This window comes from Pseudomonas sp. CCNWLW23, from assembly GCF_037095675.1.
GTDB classification, from domain to species: Bacteria; Pseudomonadota; Gammaproteobacteria; order Pseudomonadales; family Pseudomonadaceae; genus Aquipseudomonas; species Aquipseudomonas atacamensis.
Window position 1 is genome coordinate 198,186 of record NZ_JBAWKM010000009.1, and the last position, 14,197, is coordinate 212,382.

Below are 14,197 nucleotides of genomic sequence, written 5' to 3' on the forward strand. Positions count from 1 at the left end.
GAACCGCTGATGACGGTTTTGAGATTTTCAGGTGGGCCGACTGGCGGATCACGCCAGCGCGGCCCATACATTCGCAAAACAAAGCCCACGGCACGCCGTGGGCTTTATTGGCAGTCAGTCGGGCAAGGCCTTACTGAGGCGAAACTTCGGTTTTAGGTTTGCCGTTGTGCCACTCGTACACGACAAATTTGAAGTCCTTCAGGTCGCCCTTGTCGTCGAAGCTCAGGTCGCCGGTCGGGGTCTTGAACGAACCGGCGTGGATGGCTTCAGCCACTTTGGTAGCGTCTTCGGACTTGGCCGCCTTGATGCCTTCGGCAATCACGGTCACCGCCGAGTAGGACGGGAACACGAACGGACCGCTCGGATCTTCCTTCTTGGCTTTGAACGCGTCAGCCAGGGCAACGTTGGCCGGATCCTGATCGAAGGATTTCGGCAGGGTCACCAGCAGGCCTTCGGACGCGTCCTTGGCGATCTGGGTGATCGAGTCGTTACCCACGCCTTCCGGACCCATGAAGCGGGCTTTCAGGCCTTTTTCCTGAGCCTGACGCAGGATCAGGCCCAGCTCCGGGTGGTAGCCGCCGTAGTAGACGAAGTCGACGCCGGCTTGCTTGAGCTTGGCGATGATGGCGGAGAAGTCCTTGTCGCCAGCGTTGACGCCTTCGAAGACGGCAACCTTGGTGCCTTTCTTCTCGAGGGTCGATTTCACCGCGGTGGCGATGCCTTCACCGTACTGCTGTTTGTCGTGCAGCACGCCAACCACTTTCGGTTTCACGTGATCGGCGATGTAGTTGCCGGCGGCAGGGCCCTGGGCGCTGTCGAGACCGATGGTGCGGAAGATCATTTTGTAGCCACGGGCGGTGATGTCCGGGCTGGTGGCAGCCGGGGTGATCATGATCACGCCTTCGTCTTCGTAGATGTCCGAAGCTGGCTGAGTGGAGCTGGAGCACAGGTGACCGACCACGAACTTGACGCCGTCGTTGACGACCTTGTTCGCTACCGCTACCGCTTGTTTCGGATCGCAGGCATCGTCGTATTCAACGGCTTCGAGTTTCTTGCCGTCGACGCCGCCCTTGGCGTTGATCTGCTCGATGGCCATTTTCGCGCCACTGAACTGCATGTCGCCGTACTGGGCTACTGGACCGGTTTTAGGACCGGCGATACCGATTTTGATGGTGTCAGCTGCGAACGAATGGCTGGCAACCCCGGCCAGAACCATAGCGGCAAACAGTTTGGAAATCTGCTTAGTAGCCTTAGTCATAGTGCTCCACTCTTACTGTTGTATTTTTTAGAGTTCTGGCGCCGTAGCAGCAGAACCGGGTCAGATATCTTTGCGATACCCTCCGGAAAATGCCCCGGCAACTGTACCGGTACAGTGTAGAGCGCCGCTTGATCAACTGGGAAGCGGGCGCCACGGGGCAAAACTTGGGGGTGTCGCATTTTTGAATGAAAGAGACAGAATTGCGGCGGGGCAATCGGGGGCATATATCCCAAAAGGCAGCATTCCCTGGCGTTCCTGCTCTTTTCGTTCGGTGCAGCGATTTGCAACCGGGTTTTTCTGCCGGACCACCGACGTTATCATTCGCGTCGATTTCTTTTCCGGACAGCTCCCATGAATCAAGAACCTAGCACCCTCTATGCCAAGCTGCTTGGTGAAACGGCATCTATTACCTGGAAAGAGCTGGAGCCGTTCTTCGCCAAGGGTGCCCTATTGTGGGTCGACCCTGACCTGGATTTGATCGCCGCCGCCGAGGCCGTGGCCTCGGATGAAGGCGAGAAAGTCGCGGCCTGGCTGGCCGACGACAAGGTCGCCAAGCTGTCTGAAACGCGGGCACTGGATATTTTCGAACGTGATCCGCAGCTGTGGGCCGTGGTGGTTTCGCCGTGGATTCTGATCCAGGAAAGGGCGGCCGTGTAATTGCCCGCACTCTTTTGGTGCCTCGATTGCCGCACCGCAAGTGTGTAGCGGAGTAGCGTGATGGCACCTTGCCGTGGAGAAATGCCACGCCTCACGGTGACGTAAACGTAACGGGAACAGTTTATGGAGCGGCCTGAGGGTCGCTTAATTGTTTCTGGATGTTCGTAAGCTGAATTTGTCGGTGAGGTTGAGGGCGCCTTCGCGAGCAGGCTCGCTCCCACATTGGAGTGCACTTTCCTGTGGGAGCGAGCCTGCTCGCGAATGGCGCGACTCGGTGCTGGATCAGACCGAGTAAGTCTTCCCGGTATGGTTATTCAGCGAAATCACCTTGGTCTTGCCAATCCGGTGGCGGTAGATCTCGCGCAGGTACTTGATCGACTTCTTCACGCAATCACGCGACAGGCGAATGTCATTGATCGAGACGAACTTGTCCTTGTCGTTGATCAACTCACGGTATTTCTTTTCGTACATCGGTTTGATCGCGTACCAGTTGGTATCGAGGATCTTCGCCGGGTTTTCGAATTCGTTGAGCAGGTCGTCGATCCGCTCTTCGTCGAAGTCTTCCTGAATGATGAAGTCGAGAATCGAGTTATCCAGCGTCTCGTCGAAACGGTACGGGTTCTTCGCGAAGCAGCGCTTGATGAACGCCACGATCAAGGTCAGGAAATCGTCCGACAGGCATGGGCTCTTGGCGATCAGGGTGGTCAGCGACAGGTTGGCCGAAGCGCCGATTACCAGCGCATAGCGCTTGAGGGTGGTGTTGGGGAACAGGCTGTTGAGGTGGGTCTTCAACCGGTTCAGGTCCATGTACGACAGTTTGTAGTCTTTCGGCAGCGAGACGATCGACACCACCGACGAGCAATTCTTGAAGAAGTGCAAATCGTGCAGCGCGGCGGCGTCGTAGCCGGAATTCTTGTACTGCTCCAGCGAAGCGCGATAACGCTTGGATTCGATCGGCAGCAGGCTGATGCCTTCGATGGCCTGAGTGACCTTGTTGAAGTGCGGCAGGTCGATCGAACGGAAGAACAGGTCGTCGATGTTCAGGCGCTGCGGCTCTTTGTCGAAGACCTTGAACTTGTCGCTGCTCGGCGGCGGGGTTTCCGGGACTACCGATTCGGCGTAGGCAATCGCCACCGGCCCGGCCAGACTCATGAACAGGTCGTTGGCGTCCAGGCGGATGGTTTCGCCGATGTCGATGCCGGCACGGCGGAAGTAGTTCTGGTCGTAGTCGGTGGTGACTGCCTGCGCCGTCAGAATATTGAAGATCTGCTGCGAGATGTACTGGTTGGCGTGCTTCTCCATGGCATTGACATCAATGTTCTGGATATTGCCGTCATCGCTTTCTTCGGCGTAACGCATGATGTCGTTGGAGATCAGCATCATCGCATTCCACGGGCGGATACGCCCCATCACGCTGGCTTCGCTGCTGTCTTCGTTGGCGAAGTTGTAGGAGAAATCCCATTCCTCCGACAGGTATTTGCACAGCAGGCGCCCGGCGTTGATGTGCAGCGCCTCGGACATTTCGCTGCGGTGGTCGGAAATGTTCGGCAGCACGCAGATGCCGCTGGTGAAGATCGGCTCGAACACAAACGAATGACCGCTCTTGCCGTCATGCTCGTCCATCGGCTTGGTGTCGAAGGTCTTGTTCATGTACGAGTGCTGCTGGGCCAGACCGAACTCCGAGGCCATGCCCGAACCGGTACCGCCGCCGGCACTGAAGATCGAGAAATACAGGCGCGACTGGTTGGCCTTGATCCCGCAGCTGTCGATCAGGTACGAGTGGATCATTTTCCAGTCGGGGCTGGAGAAGCGCTGGGTGTCTTTGTTGAGGATGATCTTCGCTAGGTACTGGCCGAGGATCGGCGCATTACCGGCGCCACCGGCGTGGACTTCGGACAAGTCCATGATCTTCATTTTGCTGTAGTCGCGCAGGAAGCCGCTTTTCTCGCCCTTACGCGAGAAACGGATGCGCCCGGCGATGTCCTTGTCGAGGTCGCCAAGCATCACCAGCGGTTCGACCAGAAACACCGGTTTGGTCGATTTGCTGGTGCCGATGCGCAGGTTGTTCTTGATCCACTGCGCCGGGCTGTAGCCCTTGTCGGCCAGACGCCGGTCGGTCGGGCGGTCTTCGTTGTTGAATTCGTTGAGGTAGAACTTGCGCGCGTTGTACACCAGCTCCGCCACGTCGAGGGCGATGTTGGAGCCGCAGCGACCGAGGCCGATCAGGCACACCGAGGGAAATTCCTGATCGTTGTGCTGCTCGTTGTCGCCTTCCTGATGCGCCGGGCGCGGGAACACCGAATCGCGCAGGCCGTCGAGGTTATCGAGGATGCGGTCAGTGTTGGTTTCGGTGAAGTACAGATATTGCTGCGTCGACAGCGGACGCGAAGGCGGCGTCGGTCTGGATAATGACGCGCTGTTCGCGGCGGGGCTCAGGGTCAGATCGGCTGTTGCACTGGCGGGGTTGTTTTTAGAGGTCATGGTGCGCCATTTACCTGGACTGGGTTGGCCCGCCGAACAGTGCCGGCGAACCTCACGGAATAAGATCTCGCGTCTTGTGTGCGCGAATACGGCCCGGGCGTCGTAGTGCTGGCTCGTCTGATCGCCGGGCGGAATCCTTTCCTGATCGTTGATGAATCGGCCATGATTCGGTGATCTTTAATTGAAAAGAGGCGAAATGATGTCAACGCTACCTTCGTTGGGGTTTGCCGGAATCGGCCTGATGGGCCTGCCCATGTGCCGGCGTCTGCTGGCCGCGGGTTATCCGCTGACGGTGTGGAACCGCAACCCGGACAAGTGTGCACCGCTGGTTGCGGCCGGCGCCCGCCAGGTATCGAGCCCTGCCGAACTGTGCGCACACGCCGACATCGTCATGCTGTGTCTGGCCGACACTGCCGTGGTGCGTGAAGTGGTGTTTGGCGCTGGCGGTGTTGCCGAAGGTGCGAAAAACGGCCAGCTATTGGTGGATTTCTCCAGTCTTGAACCGACCGCGACTCGCGAGATGGCCGCAGCGCTGGCCGAGGAAAGCGGCATGGGCTGGCTTGACTCCCCGGTGTCCGGCGGTGTGGTCGGCGCCGAGGCTGGCAGTCTGGCGATCATGGTCGGTGGTGCAGCGGCAGATCTTGAGCGCGTGCGCCCGGTGCTGCTCAGCCTCGGTCAGCGCGTCACGCATATGGGCGGCGTCGGTGCCGGCCAGGTGACCAAGGCCTGTAACCAGATGATCGTCGCGTGCAATGCACTGGTGATTGCCGAAGTGGTGGCGCTGGCCGAGCAGGCGGGGGTCGATGCCAGTCTGATCGCCGAGGCGCTGGCCGGTGGCTTTGCCGATTCCAAGCCCTTGCAAATCCTTGCCCCGCAAATGGCCGAGAGCCGTTTCGAACCGATCAAGTGGCACGTGCGCACGCTGCTCAAGGATCTCGACACGGCGGTGAAATTTTCCCGCGAGCAGGGCTCGGCGACGCCAATCAGCGGATTGGCCGCACAATTGATGCGCCTGCATGGGGCGCAAGGCTTTTTAGCGAAGGATCCAGCGACGCTGGTGCAAATGTATCGCGCGCCAGACTCAACGGATTGACCCCGAGGACGGGTTTGCGCTGGTTGATTTCATCGAGCACCGCGCGTAATTCGTCCAGCGGCACCGGGCGGCTGAGCAGATAACCCTGAATGAAATCGCAGCCCGAACGCTCGAGAAACTCGTATTGCTCCAGGCTCTCGACGCCCTCGGTGACCACCTGCAGATGCAGGGTGTGAGCCATGACGATGATCGCCTGGACGATCTCCATGTCCGCCGTGGCGGTGGGGATGTCGAGGATGAACGAGCGGTCGATCTTCAGGGTGTTCAGCGGCAGACGCTTGAGGTAGGCCAGCGACGAATAGCCGGTGCCGAAATCATCGATCGACAGCGACACACCGAGGGCGCGGATCTGCCGCAGCAGCACCAAAGTGTCGGCGATATTGCCCATCAAGGCGTTTTCGGTGACCTCCAGTTCCAGGCGTTCCGGGGCCACACCTGCTGTGTGCAAGGCGTGTTCGATCTCCTCGGCCAGCTCTTCGCGCGCCAGATTCAGCGGCGAGCAGTTCCAGGCGATTTTCAATTCGGCACAACCATGCCGCGACAGCTCGCCGAGATCCTTGCAGGCGCGGCGCAGCACCCAGTTGTCCAGTTCGGCAATCAAACCGTTGTTCTCGGCGATACCGATGAAGCGATCCGGTGTAAGCAAACCGTGAACCGGATGCTGCCAGCGAATCAGCGCTTCGAGCTTGGTTACGCGTCCGGTTTTCACTTCGAATATCGGCTGGTAGTAGAGCATCAGCGCGTGGTCTTGCCGTAGCGCACTGCGCAGTTCCTCTTCCAGTTGCAGCTCGAAACTGGCGCGGGTCTTCAGGCTGGAATTGAAGAAGTGCAGACCGTTGCGCCCGGCGCCCTTGGATTGGTACAAGGCCAGGTCGGCGTGCTTGAGCAGCTCTTCGCAAGTGGTGCCGTCTTCGGGGAACAGGCTGATGCCGATGCTGGTGGTCATCACCATGCGCCGGCCGGCCAGTTCGATCGGCTCTTTCATCTTGTGCATGATGCGCTGCGCCATACCACGCGCCTCTTCGCGGTCACGCAGGCTGATGAGGATGCAAAACTCGTCGCCGCCGAATCGCGCGACCACGTCTTCATGGCTGCGCACCGAGCTCTTGATGTGCTGGGCGATGACTTTGAGCAGCGCGTCACCGGCGTCATGGCCGAGGCTGTCGTTGATGCGCTTGAAGTGGTCGATGTCGAGAAACATCACCGCGAGCATGCCGCCCTCGCTGGTTTTCTGGCTGAGTTTTTCGGCGAACATCTGATTGAAACCACGGCGGTTGATCAGATTGGTCAGCGCGTCGTAATTGGCCGCTTGCTGCAAAGACATGCGCGCCTGATCGAGTTGGCTGAGCAGGGCGTTGAGCCGGCGCAGGTCGTTTTCCTTGTTCTGCAGCTTTTTGTCGGCGAGGGCGGCGCTGATCGCACTGCCGAGGATCAACAGGATGATCAGCGCTACGGTCAGGCCCAGTTGCAGATGGCCGGTGTCGCCGCCGCTGGCTGCCAGAGCGCCTTCGGGAAGCACCAGATCCAGCGCAGCCATGCCGGTGAAGTGCATGCTGATGATGCCGGCGCCGAGAATCAGCGCCGCGCTGTACTTGAGCAATTGATGCGCGACGCCGCTGCCTTCGCTGAGATAGCGCGCCACCCACAGCGCGGCGAAACTGGCGCCGATGGCAATCAGCACCGACAGCGCGAACAGCCCTGGCTGATAGTAGGCGGTGGCGCTCGACTTCATCGCGGCCATGCCGACGTAATGCATGCCGGCGATGCCCAAACCGATGACACATGCGGTCTTGAGGCAATGCAACGCGCTCGGCTGCACCTCACTGAGGGTATGCATGGCCAGCCAAGAGGCGAGCAGGGCGATCAGCAACGACAAGAGGGTAATGCCGAGGTCGTACTGAATATCGATGGGGGTCTGGAAGGCCAGCATGCCGATGAAGTGCATGGCCCAGATGCCGCCGGCCAGGCAGGTCGCGCCGATCCAGCGCCAGATTCGCCGCGACCCAGGGTCTTCGGCATGCACCAGACGCTCTGCCATGTCCAGGGTGGCGAAGCTCGCCGCGCAGGCGACCAGATAGGCCACCATCACCAGCAGAGGGTTGTGACTGCAATCAAGGAGAATCTGCCCGCTCGCCGGCAGCTCGGCAACAAACTGCAAACCAAGCCACTCCATAGCATGCCCCGTCTCGGATTCATCTGGCCCGTGCGTCAATCAACGCAGGCGAATGAAAGCAGTATAGAGGCGGTTTTCCGGCTGCAAGCCGTAGTGGCACATTGGTGGTAATGATTTTGCCATTAGCCTCATAGCGATTCGCGCTAAGGCTCAGGCAATGCGCTCCAGCGGCAGGTCGTTCCAGTGTGGCGGCAAGGGTGGCAGGCCGTGGGCGGCGCGGGCCTTGTCGCAGTCGGGATTGTGCTCTCCGTTCTCCCACGACGCCTCGAACTCGCGGCAGGTGCTCGAGCGCTTGTCATAGATCGTGCAGGCCACAGCGCTGCCGACCTCACCCGCCAGCGACATGCAACGCGCCGGTTTGCGATCGGTGCCGATCATTGCCACCCGGCTCGGGGTGATCTGCGCGACCAGTTCATCGGGCACCGTCCCGCCAGAGGATGCGCACTCACCCCAGAAAAAAGACACGCGAAAATGGGAACAGCAGGCACCGCAATTCAGACACGGACTGGCTTCGGACATGGGCGGGGGTATCAAAGGGGTTGATCGGAAGATCCGGACGGATCCGGCGGCCATTCTAGACTTTGCCATGCCGTTGGGAAGGGGGGCGCGAAACTATTTTTTTGTCGCCGGATTTTGCCGCGAAAGCCCCGTACGGCGGGGGATTCCAGACTTATCAAGGGCTTACGTTTCGTTACAGTGCGATGGGTCGATATCAGGCTGACGAATGATGACAGACAGCCCCCGCGCGGCTGACTAGATTGCAGGTTCCGGGCTCGACGCGCTGGCAGTGAAGCCCTCATAACAATAAAGAGACGGACCCATGCAGAACTCGACCCAAGCGGCGAATGCCTGGCGCATTCTGTTCCTGCTGTTCCTCGCCAACCTGTTCAATTTCTTCGACCGCACCATCCCGGCGATCATCATCGAACCGATCCGCATGGAGTGGCACCTCAGCGACTTTCAGCTGGGCATCATCGGCACTGCGTTCACCATCGTTTACGCGATTGCCGGCCTGCCACTCGGGCGCATGGCCGACACCGGTTCACGCAGCAAACTGATGGGCTGGGGCCTGGCGACCTGGAGTGCGCTGACTGCGGTCAACGGCATGGTCGGCAGTTTCTGGAGTTTCCTCATCGTGCGCATGGGCATCGGCATCGGCGAAGCCAGTTACGCACCAGCGGCCAACTCGCTGATCGGCGATCTGTTTCCGGCGCACCGTCGGGCGCGGGCGATGGGTATTTTCATGCTTGGCCTGCCGCTGGGGCTGCTGCTGGCGTTCTTCACCATCGGCGCGATGGTCAAGGCGTTCGACAGCTGGCGTGCGCCGTTCTTCATCGCCGCCGTGCCGGGGCTGATCCTCGCGGTGTTCATGTTCTTCATCAAAGAGCCGAAACGCGGCGCAGCGGAAACCGTGCAGGTCTCGCAAGAGAAAGTCGACAAACCGATCCGCCGCGTCCTCGCCGTGCCGACCTTCCTGTGGCTGGTGATGGCCGGGCTGTGCTTCAACTTCGCGACCTATGCCTGCAACTCGTTTCTGGTGCCGATGCTGCAGCGCTATTTCCTCATGCCGTTGCAGGAGGCGGCGGTGGCCACCGGCGTGATCGTCGGCGTCACCGGACTGGTCGGGCTGACCCTTGGCGGCTGGATCGCCGACAAGATCCACCAGCGCTTCGCCAGTGGGCGGCTGCTGTTTGCCGCGTTCAGTCTGATCATTTCGACGTTGTGCACAGCCTGGGCGCTGCATGCCGGGCGCATCGAGATCGGTGTGTTCGTCGCGGTGTTCAGTGTCGGCTGGCTATTCGCCTACAACTTCTATACCTGCGTGTACACGGCGATTCAGGACGTCGTCGAACCGCGCCTGCGGGCGACGGCGATGGCGTTGTTCTTCGCCGGTCTGTATCTGCTCGGCGGCGGGTTGGGGCCAGTGGTCGTGGGTGGTCTGTCGGATCACTTCGCGCATACGGCGATGCTGGCGGCGGGGGCTGAGCAGATGACCGAAGCGTTCAAGGCTGTCGGCCTGCATGACGCGATGTACCTGATCCCGGTGGCGCTGTTCCTGACGATGGTCTTTCTGTTTCTGGCATCGCGGTGTTTTGTTCGCGATGCGCAGCGGATGAAGGAGGGGTTGGTGGCGGTGGTTGAGCCAGAAATTTCTGCGGCGACTGCCTGACCGCAATCGCTGGCAAGCCAGCTCCCACAGTGACCGAGTCGTACACATAATCTGTAAAACAACCCGGAACCTGTGGGAGCTGGCTTGCCAGCGAAGGGGCCATCAGCATCACCGGATAAACATCAGACAAACAACAAGGCCCGCATCACTGCGGGCCTCTTGGTTTTCAGCGGTGGAGCGGGGCGGTTAGCCCGCTACCAGCACCCGAATCGCTTCCAGGCGCAGCGCCGCTTTGTCGAGCATCGCCAGACCCTGCTCACGCTGAGTGCGCAACGCCTCCAATTCGCTGTCGCGCACGGTCGGGTTGACCGCTTGCAACGCGGTCAGGCGCGCCAGTTCTTCGTCGGTGTCGGCGGCCAGACGACGGCGCGCTTCGGCCACACGCTCGGCGTGACGCGGGGTGATCTTTTCTTCGCCGGCGTTGATCCGTGGCGTCAGCTGATCGCGCTGGGCCTGGATGAACTTGTTGGCGCTGGCCCGTGGCACGCTTTCCAGCTGATCGTTGAGGGTTTCGAACGACACCCGTGGCGACAGGTCGTTGCCGTTGGCATCGAGCAGGCAACGCAGCGCCGCCGGTGGCAGGTAGCGACCCAGTTGCAGCGAGCGCGGTGCGACCACTTCGCTGACGTACAGCAATTCGAGCAACACGGTGCCCGGCTTCAACGCCTTGTTCTTGATCAGCGCGACGGCGGTGTTGCCCATCGAGCCGGACAGCACCAGATCCATGCCGCCCTGCACCATAGGGTGTTCCCAGGTGATGAACTGCATGTCTTCGCGCGACAGCGCCTGATTGCGGTCGTAGGTGATGGTCACGCCTTCGTCGTCGCCCAGCGGGAAACTGGCGTCGAGCATCTTCTCGCTCGGCTTGAGGATCAGAGCGTTTTCCGAATGGTCTTCGCTGTCGATGCCGAAGGCGTCGAACAGGGTTTCCATGTAGATCGGCAGGGCGAACTGGTCGTCCTGCTCGAGGATCGCTTCTACCAGCGCTTCACCTTCGCCAGCGCCGCCGGAATTCAATTCCAGCAAACGGTCGCGGCCGGTGTGCAGCTCGGCTTCGAGACGCTCACGCTCGGCCCGTGCTTCGTCGATCAGCGCTTGCCACTCGCCGTCATCGGCTTCTTCGAGCAGCGGCAGTAGGCGCGGGCCGAACTGATGCTGCAAGGCGTTGCCGGTCGGGCAGGTATTGAGGAAGGCGTTGAGCGCTTCGTGGTACCACTGGAACAGGCGCTCTTGCGGGCTGGTTTCCAGGTACGGCACGTGCAGTTCGATGATGTGCTTCTGGCCGATCCGGTCGAGACGGCCGATGCGCTGCTCGAGCAGGTCCGGGTGCGACGGCAGATCGAACAGCACCAGGTGGTGAGCGAACTGGAAGTTGCGACCTTCACTGCCGATTTCCGAGCAGATCAGCACTTGCGCGCCGAACTCTTCATCAGCGAAGTAGGCGGCGGCGCGATCACGCTCGAGGATGTTCATGCCTTCGTGGAACACCGTGGCCGGGATGCCGGAACGCACGCGCAACGCGTCTTCCAGGTCCATCGCGGTTTCGGCGTGGGCGCAGATCACCAGCACTTTGGTGCGCTTGAGCATTTTCAGCTGATCGATCAGCCACTCGACGCGCGGATCGAATTTCCACCAGCGCTCTTCTTCACTGGCTTCCGGCTGCGCCTGGAAGCTGACTTCCGGGTACAGCTCGGCGTGTTCGCCCAGCGGCAGTTCGAGGTATTCGTCGGGGCACGGCAGTGGATACGGATGCAGTTTGCGCTCCGGGAAACCCTGCACAGCGGCGCGGGTGTTGCGGAACAGCACGCGGCCGGTGCCGTGGCGATCGAGCAGTTCACGCACGAGGCGGGCGCTGGCTTCAGTATCGCCATCGTTGACGGCGGTGAGCAGGGCTTCGCCTTCGTTGCCGAGGAAACCGTGAATGGTCTTGTGCGCTTCGGCGGAGAGACGGCCCTTGTCGAGCAGTTCCTGCACCGCTTCGGCGACCGGGCGATAGTTATCGCTCTCGGCGCGGAACGCGGCCAGGTCGTGGAAACGGTTCGGGTCGAGCAGGCGCAGACGGGCGAAGTGGCTGTCCTGACCGAGTTGTTCCGGGGTGGCGGTGAGCAGCAGCACGCCGGGAATCACTTCGGCCAGTTGCTCGACCAGCGAGTATTCCGCGCTGGCCTTGTCTTCGTGCCAGACCAGGTGGTGCGCTTCGTCGACCACCATCAAGTCCCAACCGGCAGCGAACAAGGCGTCCTGCGCCTTCTCGTCGTCGACCAGCCACTCCAGCGCGACCAGCGCCAGTTGCGTGTCTTCGAACGGGTTGGTGGCATCGCTTTCGATAAAGCGTTCTTCGTCGAACAGCGCGACCTGCAGATTGAAGCGGCGGCGCATCTCCACCAGCCACTGATGCTGGAGGTTTTCCGGGACCAGGATCAGCACGCGGTTGGCGCGGCCCGAGAGCAGTTGGCGATGGATGACCAGACCGGCTTCGATGGTTTTACCCAGACCTACTTCGTCCGCCAGCAATACGCGCGGGGCGATACGGTCGGCGACTTCGCGGGCGATGTGCAGCTGGTGCGCGATCGGTTGCGCGCGCACGCCACCCAGGCCCCACAGCGAGGACTGCAACTGGCGGCTGGTGTGTTCAAGGGTGTTGTAGCGCAGGGAGAACCACGGCAGCGGGTCGATCTGTCCGGCGAACAGGCGGTCGCTGGCCAGACGGAACTGAATGAAGTTCGACAGCTGGGTTTCCGGCAGCGTGACGACCTCGTTCTGCCCGTTGAGACCGTGGTAGACCATCAGCCCGTCGACGTCGTCGACCTGCTGCACGGTCATCTTCCAGCCTTCGAAATGGGTGATGGAGTCGCCCGGCGAGAACCGCACGCGGGTCAGGGGCGCATTCCGTAGCGCGTACTGGCGGGTTTCGCCAGTGGCCGGGTAAAGCACGGTCAGCAAGCGGCCGTCCTGTGCCAGAACGGTGCCTAAACCAAGCTCTGCTTCGCTGTCACTGATCCAGCGTTGCCCCGGTTGATACTGCTGCGCCATGCTGCCTGACTCCCACCTTGAAAAAGCGGGCTATCTTAACGGAATGCGACCCTGAGGCCAAAGAAATACTGGGGTAGGAGCTGCCGCAGGCTGCGATCTTTTGATCTGTGGGAACACTTCGATTTTGCGTTGTCCCATAAGAGATCGCAGCCTTCGGCAGCTCCAACAGGTGCCAAGCGCATCACAAGTTTGCGACAGGCGGCTCAAGGCGCCTGCACCCCAGCCGATAGCCTGCAGACAGGAGACCTTTATATGTTGCCACCGATGCTCCCCTTGAGCGCCGTGCCGATCACTTCCCAGCAGGATCCGATCCGCCAGCGGCCGGACATCCCGCCAGTGGTGCCGGTGCAGGAAAGCTCCAACGAAAGCACGATCGATCTGCAGAAGCGTGATCCGGAAGAGGATCGTCTGCTGGCGCGCGAAGAACAGCGTCGTCAGCAGGAACGTGACCGCCGACGCCGTGAGGCGGATGAGGATCCTGAAGAGCATCTGGCCGTGCCGGGTACCGAGTTGAACGCCGACAACACCGTGCCGGTGGTGCCGTTGATAGACGATCAGCCGCGTCAGGGCTTGTGGGTCGATATCGAGATTTGAGCAGTGACTGGTCAGCGCCTGCGCCAAGCGGCATGATTGGCGCAATCCTGCCGGTGACGGCAGCTGTGATCTCTTCTGCGATGTGCCGGACGCCATGAGCCAAGACGACAAACTGATCGACCTCAGCACTGAACGCGCCAAGCGTGTGCATGACCTCAACGAAAAGCGCCTGAACGAAGTGCGCCAGGCTTTCGAGCAGGCGATGCCGTTGGGAAAAGCCAAGAAAAAGTCGAAGAACAAGCCGAAAAAGCGTTGATCTCCCGCTGCATTGGTTGATGCAGATCAGTTATTTCCCCTCCTTTATTTCCCAACGTTGCGGATATTGATCCTGGTCAATATGTGCGCCTGTGTGTTTGTTAATTTGAGTCCATCGCAACAAAGCAAAGCAAAGCAAAGCAGGGCCGGGAGGTCAGTCATGTTTTTCGATAACGTGGTGTTTGCCGGGGTTCTCACGGTGGGGCTCATGGTGCTGTTTTTTGCAGGGTTTGGATTTTTTATCTGGAAGGATGCGCATAAGCGGCGCAAGTGAGTTCTTCTGGATTTGATGGGCACGCAAGGCATTTTGGGGCGACTTCGGTTGCCCCTTTTTTTTGTGCCTTGGCGGCCTTTTGGCCGACCAGGCTGTTGGGGTTTTGGGTGAATATCCGTTGCTTCGGGTGTGGCGGCTGGCGGTTTCGCCCTTACGGCGAGTCACTTTTTCAGACGCCAAAAAGTAACCAAAACGCTAGCTCCTGCGTT

11 protein-coding genes are annotated in these 14,197 nt (G+C 60.4%); 6 read left to right on the forward strand and 5 right to left on the reverse strand.

Annotation, left to right across the window (positions count from 1 at the left end; all coding sequences use genetic code 11):
* Positions 1-130: 130 nt before the first annotated feature.
* Entirely contained in the window at positions 131-1,258 is a 1,128-nt protein-coding gene (locus tag V8J63_RS14255) for a branched-chain amino acid ABC transporter substrate-binding protein (RefSeq protein ID WP_016771354.1), read from the reverse strand.
* Between the two features lie 351 nt (positions 1,259-1,609).
* Between V8J63_RS14255 and V8J63_RS14260 the strand changes: the two genes are divergently transcribed.
* Complete coding sequence (locus tag V8J63_RS14260; protein ID WP_016771353.1) at positions 1,610-1,915, forward strand: DUF2288 domain-containing protein; 306 nt, start codon at positions 1,610-1,612, stop codon at positions 1,913-1,915.
* 282 nt (positions 1,916-2,197) lie between these two features.
* Here the strand turns inward: V8J63_RS14260 and V8J63_RS14265 are convergent, their stop codons facing one another.
* Entirely contained in the window at positions 2,198-4,396 is a 2,199-nt protein-coding gene (locus tag V8J63_RS14265; protein WP_076566290.1) for a hypothetical protein, read from the reverse strand.
* Positions 4,397-4,592: 196 nt separating this feature from the next.
* Here V8J63_RS14265 and V8J63_RS14270 point away from each other — a divergent pair, with 196 nt between their 5' ends.
* Positions 4,593-5,489, forward strand: coding sequence for an NAD(P)-dependent oxidoreductase (locus V8J63_RS14270; protein WP_336464217.1), 897 nt, complete (start codon positions 4,593-4,595; stop codon positions 5,487-5,489).
* Here the strand turns inward: V8J63_RS14270 and V8J63_RS14275 are convergent.
* Positions 5,380-7,662: a putative bifunctional diguanylate cyclase/phosphodiesterase gene (locus V8J63_RS14275; RefSeq protein ID WP_313869962.1), complete on the reverse strand. Its 2,283-nt coding sequence runs from the start codon at positions 7,660-7,662 to the stop codon at positions 5,380-5,382. The two genes, V8J63_RS14270 and V8J63_RS14275, sit on opposite strands and share 110 nt — an antisense overlap.
* Before the next feature lie 150 nt (positions 7,663-7,812).
* Entirely contained in the window at positions 7,813-8,181 is a 369-nt protein-coding gene (locus V8J63_RS14280) for a YkgJ family cysteine cluster protein (RefSeq protein WP_110600010.1), read from the reverse strand.
* Positions 8,182-8,482: 301 nt separating this feature from the next.
* On the opposite strand from V8J63_RS14280, the gene V8J63_RS14285 reads away from it, so the two are divergent.
* Positions 8,483-9,832, forward strand: a complete 1,350-nt coding sequence (locus V8J63_RS14285; protein WP_073475856.1) for a spinster family MFS transporter — start codon at positions 8,483-8,485, stop codon at positions 9,830-9,832.
* Between the two features lie 186 nt (positions 9,833-10,018).
* On the opposite strand, the gene rapA is transcribed toward V8J63_RS14285, so the two are convergent.
* Positions 10,019-12,865: an RNA polymerase-associated protein RapA gene (gene rapA / locus V8J63_RS14290; RefSeq protein ID WP_122751984.1), complete on the reverse strand. Its 2,847-nt coding sequence runs from the start codon at positions 12,863-12,865 to the stop codon at positions 10,019-10,021.
* A 252-nt stretch (positions 12,866-13,117) separates the two neighbouring features.
* Between rapA and V8J63_RS14295 the strand changes: the two genes are divergently transcribed.
* The 3 genes from V8J63_RS14295 (at position 13,118) to ccoM (ending at position 13,988) form a co-directional block, all read left to right on the forward strand.
* A complete protein-coding gene (locus V8J63_RS14295; RefSeq protein WP_024011931.1) occupies positions 13,118-13,459 on the forward strand; it encodes a hypothetical protein in 342 nt (113 codons plus the stop codon).
* 94 nt (positions 13,460-13,553) lie between these two features.
* Positions 13,554-13,715 carry a hypothetical protein gene (locus V8J63_RS14300; protein WP_016771347.1) on the forward strand — a complete coding sequence of 54 codons (162 nt, stop codon included), beginning with the start codon at positions 13,554-13,556 and terminating at the stop codon, positions 13,713-13,715.
* Between the two features lie 159 nt (positions 13,716-13,874).
* A complete protein-coding gene (gene ccoM, locus V8J63_RS14305; protein WP_016771346.1) occupies positions 13,875-13,988 on the forward strand; it encodes a cytochrome c oxidase subunit CcoM in 114 nt (37 codons plus the stop codon).
* Positions 13,989-14,197 lie beyond the last annotated feature (209 nt).

Excerpts from the sequence above, each read along its gene's own strand:
- V8J63_RS14255 (WP_016771354.1), bottom strand. The coding sequence starts at position 1,258 with ATGACTAAGGCTACTAAGCAGATTTCCAAACTGTTTGCCGCTATGGTT.
- V8J63_RS14260 (WP_016771353.1), top strand. The coding sequence starts at position 1,610 with ATGAATCAAGAACCTAGCACCCTCTATGCCAAGCTGCTTGGTGAAACG.
- V8J63_RS14265 (WP_076566290.1), bottom strand. The coding sequence starts at position 4,396 with ATGACCTCTAAAAACAACCCCGCCAGTGCAACAGCCGATCTGACCCTG.
- V8J63_RS14270 (WP_336464217.1), top strand. The coding sequence starts at position 4,593 with ATGATGTCAACGCTACCTTCGTTGGGGTTTGCCGGAATCGGCCTGATG.
- V8J63_RS14275 (WP_313869962.1), bottom strand. The coding sequence starts at position 7,662 with ATGGAGTGGCTTGGTTTGCAGTTTGTTGCCGAGCTGCCGGCGAGCGGG.
- V8J63_RS14280 (WP_110600010.1), bottom strand. The coding sequence starts at position 8,181 with ATGTCCGAAGCCAGTCCGTGTCTGAATTGCGGTGCCTGCTGTTCCCAT.
- V8J63_RS14285 (WP_073475856.1), top strand. The coding sequence starts at position 8,483 with ATGCAGAACTCGACCCAAGCGGCGAATGCCTGGCGCATTCTGTTCCTG.
- rapA (WP_122751984.1), bottom strand. The coding sequence starts at position 12,865 with ATGGCGCAGCAGTATCAACCGGGGCAACGCTGGATCAGTGACAGCGAA.
- V8J63_RS14295 (WP_024011931.1), top strand. The coding sequence starts at position 13,118 with ATGTTGCCACCGATGCTCCCCTTGAGCGCCGTGCCGATCACTTCCCAG.
- V8J63_RS14300 (WP_016771347.1), top strand. The coding sequence starts at position 13,554 with ATGAGCCAAGACGACAAACTGATCGACCTCAGCACTGAACGCGCCAAG.
- ccoM (WP_016771346.1), top strand. The coding sequence starts at position 13,875 with ATGTTTTTCGATAACGTGGTGTTTGCCGGGGTTCTCACGGTGGGGCTC.